Here is a 19,945-nt window from a genome sequence, read left to right as displayed (position 1 = left end):
TGGTCATAATGTCTCAAAGGCGACACTTGACGGATGTAAATAAGAGGTTAACTTTAGGGTTAATTTTAGGAACCTACACAGGCAGGGAGTATGCTATGTCGACCGTAGAAGTTGAGACCCGACAAGCGATCTTGTTGGCGGAAAATAATCTACAGTCAAGCTTACTTAAAGACTCGATTGAGCAGAAGGTTGATCTTCACATCAAGCTCGTCTCTCCAGAGCGATTAAGTAGTTGTAAGCTTAGCTTAAAACAATACAATTTTGATGTCGTGATTGTTGATCATCAGGCAATCACGGATAAACACATAGAGAGGTATCAGGATCTCCGTGAAACCCTTGGTGCTGACGTACAAGAAGTGCTAATTAATACATCACCAGACCTTTCTCATGCCGATATGCTGAAATGGCAGCATTTAGTGGGGATATTTTATTCAACCGATAATCTCGATAAATTAGTGACGGGTTTCGAGTGTATCTTACGTGGTGAAATGTGGATGAGTCGCAAACTGGTGTTTGAGTACATCAAGTTTTATCGTGGCCGCCAATGCGCAAAAACCAGTCCTTATTATTCGAAGTTAACTAAACGCGAACAACAAATTATTAAGTTGCTGGGTGATGGGGCGTCTAATACGCAGATCGCAGATTCGTTGTTCGTTAGTGAAAACACAGTGAAAGCACATCTGCACAACACCTTTAAGAAAATAAAAGTAAAGAATCGCCTTCAGGCGTTGCTATGGGCAAAAAATAATATCGCATCTAACGAGTTTGTTTAAATGGCGATGATTTTGGCGTAAAGCGAACACCATGTGAATGATGTAAATTGAAGAGAGGTAACTCTCTTCTATCGTTTTTTCAGTTTCCCCTTCTTATCTCTACATATTTTAGAATTTATCAGTAATTAATGTTTCGTTATGGTAGCGTTCAGGTTTTTAGCTAGAGATTACCAATGAAATCCCTGTTTACTTTGATGGTATTTACCCTCGTTCAATTTTCTGCTGTAGCATCGCCGTATAAAGCGGGACAGCACTACCTTACTTTAACGCATGCCCCAAGCATTGAGCCTCAGGTTATGCTATTCCACTCCCCATTTTGCGGACCTTGTGCCATGGTTCACGGCCCTATTATGCAAATTGTAAAACAACACAATGCGACTTTTAGGGAAATTATTGTAGGTGTCGGCCCGGTTGGGCGCGATGTGCAAGAGGCATTTATTGTTGCCAAAGAGCAGGGGCTAGAGCAATCATTTATTGAGGAATTGATTCACAGAATTCATTTTCGCGCCAATCACGCCCCTCAGTACAGAGAAGATTTTGTTGAGGTTCTTGACACGTGTGGTGTACAGCAAGACAAATTTGAAAGTCGTTGTCAGTCAGTAAACGATCAAGTAGAGGATTTTAATCGGCTAGTGAAAGCTTATCGTATTAATGCCACACCTACGATTGTCGTTAATGGCAATAAGCAAGTAGTGTTGCATCGGCTTAATAGTTTTGAGGAACTCGATGCATTAATCGCGGAGTTACTCGCATCATGATGGAACAGGATGTTGCGGTAGCGATGATTTGTTTCAGCGTACTTTGTGCACCAGCCGTGTTGGGCGGTTTCCAATCAAAACGGTCGTTAACTTGGTGCTTCAATGCCTTGAGTGCGGTCTGTGTTGGTATCGCGTATCATTACTCTTCTCATCCTATGGTTTATCTGCCAATGCTGATGTTAGCCGTGACAAGCTGGCTCTTTGCCGTAGGATTCGCCGTTAATCAGTCTTAGTGCGTCATTGATATTCTGGAAAAGTCGCCATGAGCGAGGGTAAAAAAATAGGGCTACGGGTAATATCCATTTTCCGCATAGCCCTATTTGTTAATAAAAACTATTTGTTTTGAGATCACAGTATTTCAGTTGTGGCATTTGAATATTTAGCAATAATTGGATTCGTGTCTGCCTCTGGGTCATTTGAAGACCACATACCACGTTCCATTCCTTTAATGATGAGATGAATCACGGCCGCATCAATCGCTGACATAATGGCAATGTTAACGGGTTCGTTATTACTGTATCCCATCTCAACTTCTAACAGCTCTTTGTAATCAATGAAGCGGAAAGCGCCCAATCCAATTTCGTGAGAGGAAATCGTCTTAGACGTCGTGATACTCAGTAATACCTGACCGCTTCTCACATCAACGGCACGAAGATTTACGGTGACTTGGTCGGTTCTATATTGTCCTGATGCACCAATACCTAAATATTTCGCTCCAACACCACCCGTACGGATATTTGAATCGTAGGCAACAATTCCCCCTTCAATGACAACGTTAGCGGAATTCAAAGAAGATAAATCTGCACCGTGATTAGAAATGACTTTATCTTTTTTCTGAGCGGCACGAATGATTTTACGTTCGGTTAGTAGGTTTTGTAAGCCTTCACGCTCTAAAGGAATGAACCATTGAGAATCAAGCAATGATGTCGTCAGTAAGGAAGTCCCTCCTTGAGGAACCGCAGTAGAGAAATTACTGTTTGGCTGGGGTTTATATTGCCCGGTTTGATCTCTGAAATCGTAAACTGAGACAAGAATTTTTCCTGCAGGTTTTGGCAGTGAAATTAAATCCGTATAAGTTGCACCGCGGGGCATGAGTATCGGCTCTGCCGAGGTGTCGGGTATATCGAGTGATGTCGCGCAGCCTCCGAGCAATAGGGCGAGGCTTAAATAAAGTAGACCTTTCATACTACGTTCCTTGTAAATTACAGGTCGGGGTTAAGACCAGAAACACTAATTTCAGTAGATTCTCCGGTTGTCTTATCAACAATTTGTACAGTAAGCAATCCGTTGGTGTCTAACACGTTAAGAAAGAAATCGTCGGTCTCTAACTGTCCGGTATTACCGTTGCCTATGTCAGCGAGTAGTTGACTGATCAATCTCGATTCCAAGCTTGATGCTAGGCGTTCAAGTGGCGACTCTTCGTCAAAATCAAACGAACTGGCATTTGGATCCTGATAGTCGTTAATTGCGTTTGCATGATTAATCAAAATCGTACTGTTCAACGGGTTTCCGCCAAAACTCGGGTTAACAGGGGTGTAAACCAATTCACTTGCTATCGCAAAGGGGGAAGCTAATGCGAAGATTAAAATTATTCTAGGTGGTAAATTTGCCATCCTTGCCGCCTTAAAATTCATCATGTTCGAGATCTAAAGTATCCATATAAAGACGCTCAGCTTGCCAACGTATAATGTAGTTACCTACGACTTGTAAAGCATCGTCTGCTCTATCTTTCGCTAACCTTCGCCCGGGAGATAGAGCTGTCCGGTAAATAGCTTTCCGAGAATGATAGACTTCGATAATGCTACCTGAGAGCGCTGTCGGGATTTCCTTAATCGTAAGGTTTTCTTTAAGATTCGGGTATCTGTCATTAAGCTGTTGAGAAAAGAAGAAGTAAAAATCCTCACCCAACCGAGTAATAGTCCTATCGACAATGACCCCATCAACTTCGCTAAAGTCGTTGAATGGAACCTTGAGTTTATCTCCTTGGCTCTCTAATCTTTTCCCGTTTTCGAGGGGAGCACCATTCTCCAAGTTATTGTCTGCCTTAGTGGCAGTAATAGAAGCAGAGATAAGCAAAACAGCTTTCATGGTAAACAGTAGTAATTTCATGAAGTGTCCCATTCAAAAATCCGTTTAAAAAATGAGAAAGTACGGTTTGTAATTATCCTTAAGGCTAACTCAGTTCTTAAGGTTTAAACATAAACTTCAGGTGTAGTTGAACAACAATATACTTCGTACTTCGGTCAACTTAATAACGGTGAAAGTACATCAATATCCTGATTATTTATTTAAGGAAATCAATTTTAGTTTAGGGTTAGACCGCTAATAGAAATATAAGATTACAGCAGCGTGAAAAGGGAGTGCGATTTTCAAATGAGTGACTATGGAGAGCTCACATGAAAGTGATAAGGAACACGACGAATTTTCAACTGGACAAGATAGCTAAGACTTTTTTGGTTTGTCTAGGGCTTTTCACAGGTTCATTACCGATTATGGCTAATTCGTTAGTTTTTGCTCCAAACGGAGGGGTTGATTCTACCGGTGATTTTCTCCACGGGGTGGGACAAGATGTGATTAACGACTATAACGATTTGGATCGTGGAAACAACGACATAGATAACTATTCAGAGGTAAATATTACCAATGCGACAGACTCCCTCGTCATTGTGTCTCAAGTTAAAGCGGGGCTTGGGCGTGGAAATAAGTCGAGTGTTAATCAAGTGGGTGTAAGTAATACTGCTATTGTCGGCCAAATAGGTAGCGGAAATATTGCATATATCAATCAAGAAGGGGATGGAAATGCTGCCGCCATTGGACAGCTGGGTACGCGCAGTGAGGCTTTAATTAATCAAGATGGCAACAATAATCTGGCTGTAATTGGTCAGGCAAACATGCTTTATCCGTCAAGTAAGCTCAGTGTGAATCAAGAGAATGACAATAATATTGCATTTGTTGCTGGTTCCGGTGGTGCTGATTTGGGTATTTCTCAAGATGGAGGAGATGCGGCCATTGTAAACGCGTCGGGAGCGATGAGAATTTATATAAACCAGACTAACTAGTTTCATTTGGTCAGATATTGGTTTAGTAAATGGCTTCTTTTTATAGAAGTCTTAATCGACATGGAAACATAAAAGGAACAAGGATATTGATATGAAATTATTAGCACTATCGGTAGGCTTAGCACTAGTATCTACAGCTGCGTTTTCAGCAGGCCCACCAACAGGAAAAGAGATTAACTTTAATGGCTATGGTCTTTTGTCCGCCGCTGACAAAGACAATAAAAGTGTTGTTAAGCAAGCTAATGACCAAGGTACCGTTGTCAAAGTAACCCAAGGTCAATTGGGGGTATTTGATGGTAACCGTTCTGCGGTGGATATTCGCCTCCAGAGTCCTGGTAATAACAATAATGTAAAGATTACTCAGTCCGGCGATAGAAGTTACAATGACTCGCTGGTGAAGATAGCGGGTACAACAGGCGGTGCTGATGTAGACATTAATCAGCAAGGTCACACTAACGATTCTGTCGTATACATGGCAAACGATGAAGACAACTCTAAAGTTGATGTGATGCAGAATGGAGTTGATCACTGGTCACGAGTTAAATCGACAGGTAAGAGCAAGTTGAACCGCACATTTGTTGCACAAGAAGGCATTCAGAACGACTCTGAAATTAGTTATGCTGACGGTTCGTCTTCAAACTTGGTGAGAGTCACTCAGAAAGGGGCTGACCATGATTCAGACGTTCTGTTGAGCGCTGGCTCGTCTGAAAATAGAGTGTTTGTAGACCAAGGTAAAAATACAACGCGATATAACAATGAATCTATGATCGACTTGTACGCGAGTAATGAGAATACGATTAGAGTGAATCAGCGTGGTAACAATAACTGGTCAAATGTTGATTTAGACAATGCTACCAACAACACTATTAGTGTAACTCAGAGTTGGGGGGATGTCTCGAACGTCGTCCAATCAGGTTCTATGAACTCAACAGTGACAGTACTTCAAAACTAATTAAGGTATGAAGACTAAACTAAAATTCAAGACGGCATTAATTGCCGTCTTTTTGGGACTTCTAAGTATGTTTGCTTCGAGTAATAATCAATTGTTTTTTAATTGTGTAGAAGAAAATACATCAATAGAAATTACTTTTTTGACGGCTAATAAAGAAATGGCTGTGAGTATAAAAACCGCGACTCAGTCGGAGCTATTCGTTGAGCAATCGACAGGTGTTGCTACTTTTACTTTCGATAGAACAAGCTTTCCACTCCAAGTTATAGATAAAACTGGGCAGATATGGTTTGTTGAAAAAAACTGTCATATAGAAAGAATCCCCCAATCTGATTAGGACTGAGGGATTTTTAACAAGCAAAGGTGTTAGATAGGTTGTCTTAGGAGCGACTTATAAACCCGCTTCTTTATACAAACGGCGACACGCACGACCATCACTATGGAAGAGGTGACAGCGATGCGCAGGAATACCGATAGCGAATCTATCGCCTGTTTCAACAGATAGCGTATCAGGTTGACGGAAGATGACGTCCGCGTCTGCGCTTTCAAGATTAAGATAGACTTGAGTTTCGTTGCCAAGTTTTTCAACGATCATCACTTCCCCTTCAACTTTGGCGTCAGCTTCATCCGCGAGAAGAAGATGCTCAGGGCGAATCCCAAGTGACATGCGATCACCACGGTTAACCGTTGTACCATCAACGGGAATCCAGAAGGAATCACCGTCAGATAGCTGAACTTTTACTCGCTCTGGTTCAACATCGTCAATGAATACGCTCATGAAATTCATTTTTGGCGAGCCAATGAAGCCAGCGACAAAACGGTTTTCAGGGTAGTGATACAATTCTAAAGGCTTACCAACTTGAGATACCCAACCGGCGTCCAACACCACAATCTTATCCGCCATGGTCATCGCTTCTACTTGATCGTGTGTCACATAAATCATGGTGCAACCAAGTTGGCGTTGTAGCTTAGTGATTTGCGCACGCATATTGACTCGAAGTGCCGCATCTAGGTTGGATAGCGGTTCGTCGAGTAAGAATAGGTTCGGTTGAGACACCAAAGTTCGGCCGATGGCGACACGTTGACGTTGCCCACCAGACAGTGCCTTAGGCTGGCGCTCTAAAAGGTGACCAAGTTGAAGGATTTCAGCTGCGTGCTCGACACGACGATCAATCTCAGCTTTGTCAGCTTTGGCCAATTTAAGACCGAAAGACATGTTGTCATAAAGATTTAAGTGAGGATAAAGCGCATAAGATTGGAACACCATACCAACGCCACGCTTGGACGGTTCAACGTCATTCATGCGCTCGTCACCAATATACAAATCACCGGACGTGATGTCTTCCAAGCCTGCAATGCAACGTAGTAGCGTTGATTTACCACAGCCAGACGGTCCAACAAAAACAACAAATTCACCTTCGTTGATTTTTAGGTCGATGTTTTTGGAGATCAGTACGTCGCCGTACGCTTTACTAACATTTTTTAACGTGACACTCGCCATGTAGCTCGTCCTCGATTCGTTTTATTTCTTTTTGCCGGTCATTATAGAGATAATTGAACCGCTAATAATAGGAAATTGGTCAGTGAGTGTGGGAAATTTTGTGTTGCCACAGAATAATGCAATGCTTCGTTTTATTGCTCAAAGTCCCTGATGGAAAGAAAAAGGGGTGGCGTCGTACGATAACGCCACCCTCAACGCTAATAAGTCGTCAGTATCCCCCGACTCAGACTGAATGCCTCCCCCGTAAACTAAATTACTTATTGCATTTCAACCTGGGTCTACTTAACGATGCCAGCGATGTAAAACCAGCGCTCTAACCTATATGGCTTTAACCTATATGAGGCTGCTGGAAAGGGTTCTTACCATCCACTCTTGGATGACTGCAGTTTCCTTGAATCTCGTAATCTAGACATCCTCCCGTAAGAAATAATTATAGGGGGAGTAGTAGGGGAGTAGGGGGCTGGGGAGGAGATTCTCTTGATGAGATCTAGTTCAAAAAAATCGTCGTCGCAATAGTGAAATGAGTCGCAAAAGGAGAATGTTTTGTGATGTTGATCTATAGTCGGAGCCGATAGAGATCACGGAAACCATTGCAACTTGATAGGGCGTAGTGATTAGGATGATGAGACCTTGCTGTATTTTTCGGATGATACTCGTCGAAATTAAGGAAATCCTCTGGACGACCCTCTGGATAACCCTGCTATCAAAACTATAAAAAGGATATACACATGAAAAAAGCCCTTAGTACTGTAGCACTAGGCACACTGGTTGCTCTTGGTTCTTTTGGTGCAAATGCTGCTATCGAAGAAGGACAACTCACTATTTGGATTAATGGTGATAAAGGCTATAACGGACTTGCTGAAGTAGGTAAGAAGTTCGAAGAAGATACAGGTATTAAAGTGACTGTCGCTCATCCAGATGGTCTAGAGAGTCGTTTCCCACAAGTTGCCGCGACTGGTGATGGTCCAGACATCATTTTTTGGGCTCACGACCGTTTTGGTGAATACGCGGATGCTGGTCTTCTAGCAGAAGTTAAACCATCTAAAGAAACCAAAGCTGGCATCGTAGATTTCGCTTGGGATGCGGTTCAATATGATGGCAAAACGATTGGTTACCCAATTGCAGTTGAATCACTATCGCTTATTTACAACAAAGATTTAGTGCCTAACCCTCCAAAAACTTGGGAAGAAGTGGAAGCGCTAAATACTAAGCTGGCTAAAGAAGGCAAGTCAGCGATCATGTGGAACCTAAAAGAACCGTATTTCACATGGCCATTAATGGCTGCCGATGGCGGCTATGCCTTTAAGTACACGGGTACTGGCTATGACGTTAAAGACGCTGGTATTGCACAAGACGGCGTGAAAGATGCACTGACTTTCGTTAAATCATTGGTTGAAAAAGGCGTGATTTCAGCAGATATGGATTATTCAGTATCAGAGTCAGCATTTAACCAAGGTCAGACAGCAATGACCATCAATGGTCCTTGGTCTTGGGCAAACGTTGAAAAATCAGGTATTAACTATGGCGTAGCAACGCTGCCTAAATTTAACGGTCAAGCATCAAAACCTTTCGTTGGCGTATTGACGGCTGGTATCAGCACGGCGTCACCTAACCGCGACCTAGCAGTAGAGTTCCTAGAAAACTACCTACTTACTAACGACGGCCTGCGTGAAGTGAACAACGACAAACCATTAGGTGCAGTTGCGCTGACTTCTTTCCAAAAAGAACTCGACTCAGATGCGCGCATTGCAGCAACAATGGATAACGCAATGAACGGCGAAATCATGCCAAACGTGCCACAGATGAGTGCATTCTGGGCATCGGCTAAAAACGCGATCGTTAATGTTGTCGATGGTCGTCAGACTGTCAATGAAGCGGTTGTAGACGCTGAAAAACAAATGACTAAGTAACTGAATTCACGGTTATATGGTTAATTAGTACTACCCTTTTAAGGAGGGGGCAACCTCTCCTTCATTTCTATTTTTTGATTTATCGCTAGCAGGTCCTTTTATGCAGTCAGTTCAAGGTACAGATGCCATGTCAGCGCCAGCCAATGATACGCCGAGCAGCAAGAAAGTATTCCTTAAATGGGGAGCTCTGGGCTCGATCGGTATCCTTAATGGCTACGCTACTATTCTTATGTATTCGCGCGGAGAGCTTGCTTTTGCATTGCTTACTGTGATTCTCACCGCTCTGGCACTTTACATCTTTGGCAGTAAGAAAACATACGCACACCGTTATATCTACCCAGGTATTGCGGGCATGATTTTGTTCATTATTTTCCCTTTAGCGTATACCGTCGGACTCGCTTTTACGAACTACAGTGCTAAAAACCAACTTTCATTAGAACGCACGCAAAGCGTATTAACGCAGCGCACCTTCCAAAGTGGTGATAGCTATTCTTTTGACCTGCATAAGACAAAGAATGGGCATATCATTTATGTCAAAGATGGCGAGCAGCTACTAGCCACACCTGAATTTGATATGGCTAACCCGGCCGCAGAGTATGACCTAAAACTATCCGAAGGAAAAACAGGGGATAAAGAAGCAATCAAAGCGATTATTCAGAGCCGTGCAATACTTAACACGCTCGATCTGAATATGCCAAGTGGTGAAGACATTCGCATGAGTGGTCTGCGCAAATTTGCTTCCGTTCAGCCATTGTATTCTCATATTGAAGGTTCAACGGATCTTCTTAACAACAAAACGGGTGAAATATTTAGAGCCAATATGGAAGTCGGCTTCTATCAACCTATTGATGCGAATGGCGAGTTTACGGGTAGCACGGTATCGCCTGGTTTTGTGGTTGATATCGGTACTCACAACTTTGAGCGAGTCTGGAAAGACGATGGTATCAAAGAGCCATTTATTAGTATCTTTATTTGGACGGTCGTGTTCTCGGTACTGACGGTGGTCTTGACACTGATCATTGGTCTTATCCTTGCCAGTGTTGTGCAGTGGGAAGCGCTAAAAGGCCGTGCGATTTATCGAGTCTTATTGATTTTGCCTTACGCAGTCCCTGCCTTTATCTCTATTCTGATCTTTAAGGGCTTGTTTAACCAAAGCTTTGGTGAAATAAACATGGTGCTTGAGTCTATATTCGGTATTAGCCCGAATTGGTTCTCAGACCCAATTTTAGCGAAATCCATGGTGCTGATAGTGAACACCTGGCTAGGCTTCCCTTACATGATGATCCTGTGTATGGGTCTGCTTAAAGCGATTCCAGACGATCTATATGAAGCGTCAGCCATTGATGGCGCAGGTTTCTTACATAACTTTACTCGTATTACCGTACCGTTGATGATCAAGCCGCTTACGCCGCTATTGATTGCAAGCTTTGCTTTCAACTTCAATAACTTTGTAATGATTCAATTGTTAACGCAAGGTGGTCCAAATATGATCGGCACCTCTGAGCCAGCAGGTTATACCGACCTATTGGTGAGCTATACCTACCGTATTGCGTTTGAAGGTTCAGGTGGTCAAGACTTTGGTCTGGCAAGTGCGATTGCAACACTGATTTTCCTATTGGTTGGCGGATTAGCGCTACTCAACCTACGTTTCACTAAATTGTCTCAAGACTAAGGAATAGAACAATGGCAATGGTACAAGGTAAGTCTTTAAAATACCGTGTATGGGCAACGCATATTGCGCTTTGGGTATTCCTGTCCATGATTATCTTCCCTTTGTTGATGGTCATAGCAATTTCGTTCCGTGAAGGTAACTTTGCATCAGGTAGTTTGATTCCAGATAACCCGTCGCTTGAGCACTGGAAACTGGCGTTGGGTATTGCGGTTGAAAATGCCGATGGTTCGGTAACACCGCCGCCATTCCCTGTGCTGTTGTGGCTTTGGAACTCAATCAAAGTAGCGGGTATCACCTCTATTTTGATTGTTGCTCTGTCGACAACATCGGCTTACGCATTTGCTCGTATGCGTTTTTCGGGTAAGAACACCATCTTGAAAGCGATGATGATCTTCCAAATGTTCCCTGCCGTGTTAGCACTGGTGGCGCTTTATGCACTATTTGACAAGTTAGGTCAGTATATTCCGTTCCTTGGGTTGAATACGCATGGTGGTTTAATCTTCTCTTACTTGGGTGGTATTGCTCTGCATGTATGGACGATTAAAGGTTACTTCGAGACTATAGATAACTCACTTGAAGAAGCGGCAGCACTGGATGGTGCGACACCTTGGCAGGCGTTCAAGCTGGTACTATTGCCATTGTCTGTGCCAATTCTCGCGGTGGTGTTCATCTTGTCATTTATCGGGGTTGTCGGTGAAGTACCAGTAGCGTCGTTACTGCTTTCTGATGTAAACTCGTACACATTAGCGGTAGGTATGCAGCAGTACTTGTATCCTCAGAACTATCTGTGGGGCGATTTTGCAGCAGCAGCGGTATTGTCAGCATTACCTATCACAATCGTATTCTTGCTTGCACAGCGCTGGTTAGTAGGGGGACTTACTTCCGGTGGTGTTAAAGGATAATAACGATAAAGGGTGGTCGTAAGACTGCCCATTTCGCTTTGCTTAACGTCACATTGGTTTGGCCGCCGACTAGTTAAGCAGGCACACTGGTGTTACGCGTAGCTGGCTGTTACCAGGATTCCTTACTATCACGATTAACAGTTTTTGTAACCAATGCCTGAGCTTGCTCAGGCATTTTTCTAGATAACGATATAGCGATATAACGACATAGCGATATAACGACATAGCGATATCCGCTGCCTACCTATATACTTGCCTGTTTTCCCGATTGTCTGATTGTCTTTATCTTGCACGCATTCCCTCTTAACACGGTTGTTGTCTATCGGTAGCAACGACTGACGATGTCGTGACCTATTGTTATTATTAATAATTGTTGTAGAGAAAAGCAGCAAACAGCTTGGGCTGTCATAGGAAGTTGTAAATTCGTGTGTTATAAGTTTGGATAGTACTTATTCTTTGTTAATCCTATATAATCTAACAATATAAAGGATAAACAACGTTTATCTGTGAAAGGGAATACCAGATGATTAAAATTGATGAATCCAAAGCGTTGATTGGCTCGGCAGTAGGTGCGGGCATATTGGCGTTATGGGGCGGTGTGATGGCATTAGTCTCGGAGTCGAGCGCCATTCTTTTAGACGCTTCTTTCAACTTGCTGTCGGCGGTCGTTTCCTTTGCCTCGTTGCGTATTGCTCAACTTGCTCAATCCGGCACTTCCCGACACTATCCTATTGGCTACTATGCTTTTGAACCGTTAATTGTGGTGATAAAAGGCATCACGATTTTGATTTTGATCGCCTTCGCGGTAGGCAGCAATATACCAGTATTACTCGCTGGAGGACGAGAACCAGCAATCGCATTGATGGCCATTTATGTTTTCCCAGCAGTGGCGATTTGCGCCTTTATGTATTGGGTTTGCCACGTTGGATATAATCAGTCTCGGTCAGACATACTAAAAGCGGAAAAGAACGCCTGGTTCATTAATGGGGTAATATCCGGGGCAATTGGGGTAGCATTGATACTGGTGTTGCTACTGCAAGGCACGGCGCTGGGGTTTGTTGACCGTTATATCGATCAAATCTTGGTTGTACTGTTTAGCTTGGCCTTTATTGGTGACCCAATTAAGCTCATTAAAAATGGCATGCGCGAGCTAACCCTTGCCACACCACCGATAGAGCATACCAAGCCTATTTATCGTGGTTTACGTGGTCTTGCGCAAGAGTATGAAATTGAACTGGTCGACATTTTTATCGCTAAGCTTGGTCGAAAAACGTGGGTGAGTATTTATGTTGACCCGAAAAGAGAATCGATGACATTTAAGAGCTATGAGCGCTTTGTCGAAGATGTGAAGCAAAAAATTGATAAGCCTTATGCGACGACGGAAGTGGATGTGATCCTTAAACGCTCTCCATCATCGCCTACGGTGGCTAGAGATTCAGCTCTCGACTAGAAGGCGCACACCCCACGTATTGGAGCAAGACATATAGGCTTTCTTGCTCTAATGCGACTTTTTGGAATAAATCAGCAAATACCCCATCACCACCAAAACAGGTTTGAATGTAGTGATTGATCTCATCACGACGGTAACCTTCCACATACATTGTTCTTACCCATTGATATTCAACGGCCTTTAAGTCACTGAGCGTGCTTTCAGTCAGGGTAATTTCATTTAGGGTCAAGACAATCTCCATTGAATTAGCGCATTAAAACTATGGCGATTACATCAAACTTTAATGAAAGAAAAATGACAGATTGGTGACCTAACCAAGTTCTGACAATTTAGCGCAGGCTTTGAGCGTGTTGTTTTAAACTGGAACAAAAGCGCTCAATGCTGGTTTTGGGTTCGCCCATCTTCGTATAAATACCAATATTGCCCACCTTACTGCGATCGGTACTAATTTGTACCAAGCCTTGAGATGCCAGCCATTCATGAGCATGGTGACTATACGGCATGACTGCTGGGGTTATTTTTAACATATCAATACTCGCGGTAACAGAATCAACGTCATAGACAATGCGTTCTTCTAGAGCACTGTCATGAGGTAAGCCGTGCGCCAGTATTGATTGATGTCGAGGATGACTCGGCGTCACGCGAAGTAGGGGGTACTGGTAAGTGTTATCGATACCTGATTCAGTATGTACGACACCAGTTTGTACGAGAGGGTGCTGAGCGCCCACATATATTGATTCATAATCTTGGAATAAGGGTTCGAATGATACGCGGCAATGCTCGGATAGTTCCAGTACCTCATGACCTACAAATAAATCTATATCACCTTGAACAAGATGATTTAGCAAAGTCAGGTTATTACCAAATTCTAAATGAAAAGAACTGGCGGGATTTTGTTGTTGATAGTCTACAACCGCAGGCTTGACGACATTTTCCCACCATACCTCACCTGTCCCTATTTTGATTTTGCCAAATTGGCGCTGTTGCATATCATTGAACTGATGCTTGAGCGCAAAGTACTGCTCTTGTTGCTCTTGAGCATAGGCTCGAAACTTAATGCCATAAGCGGTTAGCTCAACACCTTTGGATAGCCGATTGAAAAGCGGTGCCCCTAATTCTGCTTCTAATTTCTTTATTGCGGAGGTGAGAGAGGGCTGGCTCAGATAGAGTTCATCGGAAGCTCGCTTGATGTTGCCATGCTTTGCTACAGCTAAAAAGTATTTAATGGATTTGTTGAGCGCCATTGCGTCACCTATAAGGATGAAATTGGTTGTGATATATGTAAAATCTATATGATTATACGTAGATTCTATTTTCTTTCCCAGTGCTGTCTGATTACAGTAAAGGAAAATTTAGACAATGATTAAGGGCTAGTGATGGAACAAAAGTGGTGGCATAACTCGGTGGTGTATCAAATTTATCCAAGAAGCTTTTGTGATTCCAATGGAGATGGAATTGGCGACTTGAATGGTATCCGCTCAAAGTTGGACTATTTGGCAGAGTTAGGTATTGATGTTATTTGGCTTTCACCTGTTTATCAGTCTCCTATGGACGACAATGGTTACGACATTTCAGATTATCAAGCGATCGCGCCAGAGTTTGGCGGCATGGAAGATATGGAAGCGCTTTTGAGCGAGGCAAAATCGCTTGGCATTAGAATCGTCATGGATCTTGTTGTTAATCATACATCGGATGAACACGAGTGGTTTAAACAAGCCTGTCAGTCCAAAGATTCTCCTTATCGTGATTACTACGTGTGGCGAGATGCAAGAGAGGATGGTAGCGCACCTAGTGACATGGGGTCGATTTTTGGTGGCAGTGCTTGGCAATGGCATGAGGAAACACAGCAGTATTACTTGCACATGTTCTCTAAAAAACAGCCTGATCTAAACTGGGAAAACCCGCAAGTTCATCAAGAAGTTCATACCATGATGAACTGGTGGATTGAGAAAGGGATTGGCGGATTTCGCCTAGATGTCATTGATTTGATTGGTAAGGAAATTGATGAAGGAATCACAGGTAATGGCCCTCGCTTGCACCCGCTGTTACGCGAAATGAATCAAGCGACATTTGGCAGTCATGATTTGCTCACCGTGGGAGAAACTTGGGATGCCACACCGGAAATAGCCAAGCTTTATAGTGACCAAGACCGTGAAGAATTATCGATGGTGTTCCAATTTGAACATATCACTTTGACTTGGGATCAAGGCGATAAATGGTCTCCGTTACCTCTCGACCTTCCTGCATTTAAGCAAGTGCTCACTAAGTGGCAATTAGAGCTGGGGGATACGGGGTGGAACTCTCTTTTTTGGAACAACCATGATTTGCCACGAGCCGTCTCGAAATACGGTCATGATGGCGAGTATCGAGTGAAATCGGCACAAATGCTTGCCACAGTTCTTCATTGCCTTAAAGGGACGCCTTATGTGTATCAGGGCGAAGAGATTGGCATGACGAATGTTAAGTTTGATCGCCTTGAGCAATATAAAGATATTGAGTCTTTGAACTTCTATAAAGTGAAAACTGATGCCGGAGTCTCTCATCAAGATATGATGACGGCGTTGGGCGAGAATAGCCGTGATAATGCGCGAACACCAATGCAGTGGAGCGCTGAACCGCAGGCAGGGTTTACAGCGGGGACGCCATGGATTGAGGTTAACTCGAACTATCGTGATATTAATGTCGAGTCTGATCAACGCAGTGAAACATCGATTTTCCAACATTACCAAGCGTTGATTAAGATGCGTCGCGAGCACGAGGTGTTCGTGTATGGCGATTTCATTCCTTTGTTTGCCGACAATAAGCGTGTATTTGCTTATTTACGTCAGAATAATGACCAGAAAGTGCTGGTGGTAGCGAATTTTTCTGCCGAATTAGTGACGTTAGACCTGTCTTCGGAGTTACCACTCAAAGGGTTATCGCTCGGAGCGTTACTGAGTCACAACCACGTGGCTTCTTTAAGCGCGATGGACACGAAGAGCACGATGACATTAAACGCTTACGACTGTTTCGCTATCACATTAGAATAACCCACAATATTGATTAAATACTCTTAGCCACAAACGATAAAGGAGTCATGCTAGTCATGACTCCTTTTTATCGTGTTGCGCCAGTTATGCTTTGGGGTAGCGCTTGTTGAACTCAGGTTATAAATTTGCACACTAATATGGAGAATCTTTATCGGTCTCGACTTCGGCTTCCGACTCGAAGTCATGAAGGTTAGGGGCGTATGAGCAATCACCGATTTGATGTCTTGGGCAGATAGCCTCCGCATCTCGCGTGATCATTGGTGTGCTACACATTGGGCAAGTACGATCCATCTTTGACCTCTCATATTCCATTCAATTAATCCATCCATGTAGGGCGTATTGCTCGTTTATTCCGGATACTGGTTAACACATTCCATTTTCACCAAATGGGCAATGTTTGAACAACGACTAAATTTATAGGTAAGATCGACTCAAAGATCAAACAAGAGAATGTAAGCAAGTAAGACGATGTGATCAGTTGCGTATAAATACAACCTCCTAGTGCTTCAACATCGCATTATGACGAGGACAGTTGATAAGTGACATCTTTTTGTCATATTGGTCGGAATATCATTATTAAAACGCATTGAACTGGGGGGCTTTCTTGGTGTGATGCGATGTAACCTACTGCTTTGTCTAGTTTTCTTTGGTTTGCTTTTGTGTTTTTAACGCCGGCTGTAATGCTGACAGCCGGCTCTTTATTACGCTGAAATGAAGTAGGGATTAGCGGAGTATTTGCTTCTCTGCAGACGCTAGCGCTTCCTGAACGGTTTGTTTCTCGTTGAGTGCATTTTCAATGGCTGCACCTTCAGAAATCCAGTACGTCATCATTTGCGGAATGGCTGGCATGATCTCTCCATTCTCGGCGTTGATCATAGTGGATTTAATCCGAGCATCGGCCTCAAGTTCATTTTGGTACGATTTCAACGTGACTGCACCCAGTGGTTTATCACGATTAACGGTTTGCAGCGCTTCGTCAGTAAAAAGGTAGTTTTCAATAAACTCAACCGCAAGATCTTCATTTGGGCTTGCTGAGCTAATCCCTGCACTCAAAATACCAACAAATGGGTTGGATTGCTGTTTATCCAATGTTGGGAAAGGCGCAACACCATAATTAATTCCTGTTTTGTCTAAGTTACCCCAAGACCAAGGACCATTAATTGTCATGGCAACATCGCCTTTGGCGAACGCTGTTTCAGCATTGGCGTAGTCCATTCCAGGGTCAACAATCCCTTGCTTTTTCATGTCCAATAAAAAGGCTAAATTGTGTTGGGCTTGTTTATTATTGATGCCGAGATTGGAAGCATCATGACCCGTTGGTGTTTTCTTGAATGAATAACTGCCAGCGGAAACCAAAGGCCAAGTGAAGTAAGCATTTTTGACATCCCACATAATGGTTTGCTTACCCAACTTTTGCATATCGGCGTGGATTTTTGGAAGTTGCTCCCAAGAGGTCGGCGGCTCTGGCAGTAAGTCTTTGTTATAAATGAGTGATACAGATTCAATAGCCATCGGGTAACCAATGAGTTTGCCTTCGTAGGCAACAGCGTCCCAACTGAAGGACACTAATTTATCTTTAAACTCTTGGCTTGGTTTAATTTCTTTCAGTAGCCCAGCTTCGGCATAGCCGCCAAAACGATCGTGCGCCCAGAAAATAATATCAGGTCCGTCGCCGGTGGCGGCAACTTGTTGAAATCGCGATTCCAAGGACTCAGGAAACTGCACGCTGACTTTAACGCCTGTATCCTCTTCAAATTGTCGTCCTACTTCAGCGAGTCCATTGTAGCCTTTATCGCTTCCAATCCAAATGAGCAGCTCTCCTTCAGAAATAGCGTAAGCTGGAGAGGCCAGTAGCGTTGCCAGTGATAATGCGGTTAAGGATGTCTTTGGTGTTCTCATTATTTTTACCCTAGTGTTGACGGTTAAACGGATTGTAGAGAAGAATACGACAGGATGAAAATAGAGAAAAACGATTATGTTATAGATTAAAGCTATTTCATGTTTGAGAGCGTGATGCGAGTTCGGGATGGAGTGACGTGTCTAGGTCAGAGAATTAGGAAGCGATAGAACCAAGCTAATCTATCGCTTTGAGGTTGCCCTATATTCGTTATATTTTCAGGAGGTAGGAAGAGAGTGGTTTCAGCGTGAGATTGATGGTGGCGCCTTGCTCGGACACAACGAGTTCAACGTTAGGTGTGTCATTAAGTAAATCATTCAACGGGTAGTGACCCGCTTTTAGCGCCAGCTTACTAAAAGCCAGCTTGCTCAACTGGATGTATTGCGTGGTTTCATTGTCATGACTGAAATTCATTAGGCAAATAACGGTTTCAGAGTGATATTGACGTAAGTAACCATAGAGTTGACCTGCCAGTCCTCCATGTCGTGCGTCGCGTTCAATTTCCAACGAGGTCGTGCTTCCTTGAAACGCTTTATGTTGTAGTACTACCTGCATAAGACGCTGATAATAAGTGCGAAGTTGTTGTTCGCGCTCTGTTGATGCACCACCATCAAATGCGCCATCATTCATCCAGCGTTGATGGGCCGGCACGCCGATATAATCAAAGATGGAAGTACGGGAAGGCTGACCAAAACCAGCCTGCTCAGCGCCAGCTTCTCCTACTTCTTGACCGAAGTACAGCATGGTTGGCGCACTGCTTATTGTCGCGGACAGGGTCATCGCAGGGATGGCGATATGCGCGTCGCCAACAAATTCAGGGGAGGCAATGCGTTGCTCATCGTGATTATCAAGAAAGTGCAGCATGTGTGGTTGAATATCTTTCAGCGCGATCTGAGTCCTCGTAATTTCTTTTGTGTGTTCTTTCCCTTGCATGATGTTCTTGAGTGTATCGTAGAGATCAACTTTGTCATAAAGGGCATCCATCTTACCTAGTTGAATATAGTCACGATACAGGTGTGGTTGGTAAACCTCGGCAATCAAAAAAGCATCGGGATTTTTGGCTTTGATCGATGAGTTCATATAGCTCCAAAACTCGATCGGCACCATTTCTGCCATATCATAGCGAAAGCCATCGACCCCTTGATTTAGCCAATATAGTGCGATATCGCGAAACTTTACCCATGAGTCTGGAATGATTTTATCGCTCCAGAAAGCAAGGTGGTCGTTAGCGCTTTGATTTCGGTAGGAGTCGGGCAGTGTAGCAAAGTCTTTGGTTCCGTCCGGTCGCACGCCGTAATTGATTTTGACCGTTTCGTACCAGTCATCGGCATTGGGTTTAGCGAGGCGCGATCCATTGCCTGTCCACTTGGCCGGGTACTCGGTAAATGGTCTAGATAAAGTAGGATGGTCTTCACCGCCTAGCGGGCGCATAATCTCAGGGAGATCAGGCAGTTCGAAGGCTTGGTTCGGTAGATAGTAGAAGTTATTGTCACGTTGATATTCAAGGCTATCATTATCGTCGCAGCCAAAGTCACTAACACCTTGCGGATTGTTCATCCCTTGATAGTGTCGAGCAACATGATTAGGGACGATATCAATGATGACTTTGAGCCCTGCTTGATGTGTGCGGTGGATTAGCGCTTGGAACTCTTGGTTTCGTTGCGCGGGATCATCGGCGAGGTCGGGGTTTACGGAATAGTAATCTTTTACGGCATAAGGCGAGCCTGCACGACCTTTCACCACTGATGGATGATCGGGACTAATCCCGTAGTTACTATAATCATTGATGACAGCATGGTGGGGGATACCGGTATACCAGACATGAGTCATCCCGAGATCTCGGATGGAGGCAAGGGCAACGTCAGTGATATCGCTGAATTTACCGACTCCGTTCTCTTCAATGCGGCCCCACGGTTGATTTGTGGTGTTCTTGTTACCAAATAATCGCGTGAATATTTGGTAAAGGTGGATCTTATTATGGTGATGCATAGGGTATAGTTCTCTTTAACCGTTGTCTAAATACGACGTTATTGGTGCTTCTTAAA

At 43.6% G+C, this 19,945-nt stretch carries 20 protein-coding genes; 11 read left to right on the top strand and 9 right to left on the bottom strand.

What is annotated here, in order from left to right; genetic code table 11:
- Positions 1-95 precede the first annotated feature (95 nt).
- The 3 genes from MD535_RS06750 to MD535_RS06740 all read left to right on the top strand — a co-directional run bounded on the left by MD535_RS06750 (position 96) and on the right by MD535_RS06740 (position 1,764).
- Positions 96-773, top strand: coding sequence for a LuxR C-terminal-related transcriptional regulator (locus MD535_RS06750; RefSeq protein ID WP_265674119.1), 678 nt, complete (start codon positions 96-98; stop codon positions 771-773).
- Positions 774-946: 173 nt separating this feature from the next.
- Positions 947-1,531: a thioredoxin domain-containing protein gene (locus MD535_RS06745; RefSeq protein WP_265674118.1), complete on the top strand. Its 585-nt coding sequence runs from the start codon at positions 947-949 to the stop codon at positions 1,529-1,531.
- Positions 1,528-1,764: a hypothetical protein gene (locus MD535_RS06740; RefSeq protein ID WP_265674117.1), complete on the top strand. Its 237-nt coding sequence runs from the start codon at positions 1,528-1,530 to the stop codon at positions 1,762-1,764. The genes MD535_RS06745 and MD535_RS06740 overlap by 4 nt, the downstream gene beginning before the upstream one ends.
- A gap of 115 nt (positions 1,765-1,879) precedes the next feature.
- Here the strand turns inward: MD535_RS06740 and MD535_RS06735 are convergent, their stop codons facing one another.
- The 3 genes from MD535_RS06735 to MD535_RS06725 are packed head-to-tail and all read right to left on the bottom strand — an operon-like array spanning position 1,880 to position 3,640.
- Positions 1,880-2,716, bottom strand: a complete 837-nt coding sequence (locus MD535_RS06735; RefSeq protein WP_265674116.1) for a CsgG/HfaB family protein — start codon at positions 2,714-2,716, stop codon at positions 1,880-1,882.
- A 17-nt stretch (positions 2,717-2,733) separates the two neighbouring features.
- A complete protein-coding gene (locus MD535_RS06730; RefSeq protein ID WP_265674115.1) occupies positions 2,734-3,144 on the bottom strand; it encodes a curli assembly protein CsgF in 411 nt (136 codons plus the stop codon).
- A gap of 10 nt (positions 3,145-3,154) precedes the next feature.
- On the bottom strand, positions 3,155-3,640 hold the full coding sequence (locus tag MD535_RS06725) for a curli production assembly/transport protein CsgE (RefSeq protein WP_265674114.1): 486 nt from the start codon (positions 3,638-3,640) through the stop codon (positions 3,155-3,157).
- Between the two features lie 287 nt (positions 3,641-3,927).
- On the opposite strand from MD535_RS06725, the gene MD535_RS06720 reads away from it, so the two are divergent.
- The 3 genes from MD535_RS06720 to MD535_RS06710 all read left to right on the top strand — a co-directional run bounded on the left by MD535_RS06720 (position 3,928) and on the right by MD535_RS06710 (position 5,876).
- Positions 3,928-4,590: a curlin subunit CsgB gene (locus MD535_RS06720; protein ID WP_265674113.1), complete on the top strand. Its 663-nt coding sequence runs from the start codon at positions 3,928-3,930 to the stop codon at positions 4,588-4,590.
- 91 nt (positions 4,591-4,681) lie between these two features.
- Positions 4,682-5,542, top strand: a complete 861-nt coding sequence (locus MD535_RS06715) for a hypothetical protein (protein ID WP_265674112.1) — start codon at positions 4,682-4,684, stop codon at positions 5,540-5,542.
- Positions 5,543-5,549: 7 nt separating this feature from the next.
- Positions 5,550-5,876, top strand: a complete 327-nt coding sequence (locus MD535_RS06710) for a hypothetical protein (protein ID WP_265674111.1) — start codon at positions 5,550-5,552, stop codon at positions 5,874-5,876.
- A gap of 54 nt (positions 5,877-5,930) precedes the next feature.
- On the opposite strand, the gene malK is transcribed toward MD535_RS06710, so the two are convergent.
- A complete protein-coding gene (malK, locus tag MD535_RS06705) occupies positions 5,931-7,040 on the bottom strand; it encodes a maltose/maltodextrin ABC transporter ATP-binding protein MalK (protein ID WP_265674110.1) in 1,110 nt (369 codons plus the stop codon).
- A 728-nt stretch (positions 7,041-7,768) separates the two neighbouring features.
- On the opposite strand from malK, the gene malE (MD535_RS06700) reads away from it, so the two are divergent.
- The 4 genes from malE (MD535_RS06700) (at position 7,769) to MD535_RS06685 (ending at position 12,974) form a co-directional block, all read left to right on the top strand.
- Positions 7,769-8,950, top strand: a complete 1,182-nt coding sequence (gene malE, locus MD535_RS06700; RefSeq protein WP_265674109.1) for a maltose/maltodextrin ABC transporter substrate-binding protein MalE — start codon at positions 7,769-7,771, stop codon at positions 8,948-8,950.
- 100 nt (positions 8,951-9,050) lie between these two features.
- Positions 9,051-10,622 carry a maltose ABC transporter permease MalF gene (gene malF / locus MD535_RS06695; protein WP_265674108.1) on the top strand — a complete coding sequence of 524 codons (1,572 nt, stop codon included), beginning with the start codon at positions 9,051-9,053 and terminating at the stop codon, positions 10,620-10,622.
- Positions 10,623-10,633: 11 nt separating this feature from the next.
- Positions 10,634-11,524 (top strand): maltose ABC transporter permease MalG, encoded by an 891-nt coding sequence (malG, locus tag MD535_RS06690; RefSeq protein ID WP_265674107.1) that lies wholly within the window; start codon positions 10,634-10,636, stop codon positions 11,522-11,524.
- A 523-nt stretch (positions 11,525-12,047) separates the two neighbouring features.
- Positions 12,048-12,974 carry a cation transporter gene (locus MD535_RS06685; RefSeq protein ID WP_265674106.1) on the top strand — a complete coding sequence of 309 codons (927 nt, stop codon included), beginning with the start codon at positions 12,048-12,050 and terminating at the stop codon, positions 12,972-12,974.
- Here the strand turns inward: MD535_RS06685 and MD535_RS06680 are convergent.
- Positions 12,952-13,203, bottom strand: coding sequence for a hypothetical protein (locus MD535_RS06680; RefSeq protein ID WP_265674105.1), 252 nt, complete (start codon positions 13,201-13,203; stop codon positions 12,952-12,954). The genes MD535_RS06685 and MD535_RS06680 overlap by 23 nt on opposite strands.
- A gap of 100 nt (positions 13,204-13,303) precedes the next feature.
- The gene (locus MD535_RS06675; protein WP_265674104.1) at positions 13,304-14,218 is read right to left on the bottom strand and encodes a LysR family transcriptional regulator; all 915 of its coding nucleotides are present in this window, start codon (positions 14,216-14,218) and stop codon (positions 13,304-13,306) included.
- Positions 14,219-14,350: 132 nt separating this feature from the next.
- Here MD535_RS06675 and MD535_RS06670 point away from each other — a divergent pair, with 132 nt between their 5' ends.
- The gene (locus tag MD535_RS06670; protein WP_265674103.1) at positions 14,351-16,003 is read left to right on the top strand and encodes a glycoside hydrolase family 13 protein; all 1,653 of its coding nucleotides are present in this window, start codon (positions 14,351-14,353) and stop codon (positions 16,001-16,003) included.
- A 132-nt stretch (positions 16,004-16,135) separates the two neighbouring features.
- Here MD535_RS06670 and MD535_RS06665 read toward each other — a convergent pair whose 3' ends face one another.
- The 3 genes from MD535_RS06665 to MD535_RS06655 form a co-directional block, all read right to left on the bottom strand.
- Positions 16,136-16,294, bottom strand: coding sequence for a hypothetical protein (locus MD535_RS06665; protein WP_265674102.1), 159 nt, complete (start codon positions 16,292-16,294; stop codon positions 16,136-16,138).
- Between the two features lie 432 nt (positions 16,295-16,726).
- Complete coding sequence (malE, locus tag MD535_RS06660; protein ID WP_265674101.1) at positions 16,727-17,902, bottom strand: maltose/maltodextrin ABC transporter substrate-binding protein MalE; 1,176 nt, start codon at positions 17,900-17,902, stop codon at positions 16,727-16,729.
- Positions 17,903-18,110: 208 nt separating this feature from the next.
- On the bottom strand, positions 18,111-19,889 hold the full coding sequence (locus tag MD535_RS06655; protein WP_265674100.1) for an alpha-amylase family protein: 1,779 nt from the start codon (positions 19,887-19,889) through the stop codon (positions 18,111-18,113).
- Positions 19,890-19,945: the final 56 nt, after the last annotated feature.

Origin of the sequence: Vibrio qingdaonensis, assembly GCF_026191675.1 — a bacterium.
Classification (GTDB): domain Bacteria; phylum Pseudomonadota; class Gammaproteobacteria; order Enterobacterales; family Vibrionaceae; genus Vibrio; species Vibrio qingdaonensis.
Note: the sequence above shows the minus strand (reverse complement) of the source record. Positions and strands in the feature narration are given on the sequence as shown.

Bases quoted from the DNA above. Each gene is read 5' to 3' on its own strand.
- MD535_RS06750 (WP_265674119.1), top strand. From the start codon at position 96: ATGTCGACCGTAGAAGTTGAGACCCGACAAGCGATCTTGTTGGCGGAA.
- MD535_RS06745 (WP_265674118.1), top strand. From the start codon at position 947: ATGAAATCCCTGTTTACTTTGATGGTATTTACCCTCGTTCAATTTTCT.
- MD535_RS06740 (WP_265674117.1), top strand. From the start codon at position 1,528: ATGATGGAACAGGATGTTGCGGTAGCGATGATTTGTTTCAGCGTACTT.
- MD535_RS06735 (WP_265674116.1), bottom strand. From the start codon at position 2,716: ATGAAAGGTCTACTTTATTTAAGCCTCGCCCTATTGCTCGGAGGCTGC.
- MD535_RS06730 (WP_265674115.1), bottom strand. From the start codon at position 3,144: ATGGCAAATTTACCACCTAGAATAATTTTAATCTTCGCATTAGCTTCC.
- MD535_RS06725 (WP_265674114.1), bottom strand. From the start codon at position 3,640: ATGAAATTACTACTGTTTACCATGAAAGCTGTTTTGCTTATCTCTGCT.
- MD535_RS06720 (WP_265674113.1), top strand. From the start codon at position 3,928: ATGAAAGTGATAAGGAACACGACGAATTTTCAACTGGACAAGATAGCT.
- MD535_RS06715 (WP_265674112.1), top strand. From the start codon at position 4,682: ATGAAATTATTAGCACTATCGGTAGGCTTAGCACTAGTATCTACAGCT.
- MD535_RS06710 (WP_265674111.1), top strand. From the start codon at position 5,550: ATGAAGACTAAACTAAAATTCAAGACGGCATTAATTGCCGTCTTTTTG.
- malK (WP_265674110.1), bottom strand. From the start codon at position 7,040: ATGGCGAGTGTCACGTTAAAAAATGTTAGTAAAGCGTACGGCGACGTA.
- malE (WP_265674109.1), top strand. From the start codon at position 7,769: ATGAAAAAAGCCCTTAGTACTGTAGCACTAGGCACACTGGTTGCTCTT.
- malF (WP_265674108.1), top strand. From the start codon at position 9,051: ATGCAGTCAGTTCAAGGTACAGATGCCATGTCAGCGCCAGCCAATGAT.
- malG (WP_265674107.1), top strand. From the start codon at position 10,634: ATGGCAATGGTACAAGGTAAGTCTTTAAAATACCGTGTATGGGCAACG.
- MD535_RS06685 (WP_265674106.1), top strand. From the start codon at position 12,048: ATGATTAAAATTGATGAATCCAAAGCGTTGATTGGCTCGGCAGTAGGT.
- MD535_RS06675 (WP_265674104.1), bottom strand. From the start codon at position 14,218: ATGGCGCTCAACAAATCCATTAAATACTTTTTAGCTGTAGCAAAGCAT.
- MD535_RS06670 (WP_265674103.1), top strand. From the start codon at position 14,351: ATGGAACAAAAGTGGTGGCATAACTCGGTGGTGTATCAAATTTATCCA.
- MD535_RS06665 (WP_265674102.1), bottom strand. From the start codon at position 16,294: ATGGATCGTACTTGCCCAATGTGTAGCACACCAATGATCACGCGAGAT.
- malE (WP_265674101.1), bottom strand. From the start codon at position 17,902: ATGAGAACACCAAAGACATCCTTAACCGCATTATCACTGGCAACGCTA.
- MD535_RS06655 (WP_265674100.1), bottom strand. From the start codon at position 19,889: ATGCATCACCATAATAAGATCCACCTTTACCAAATATTCACGCGATTA.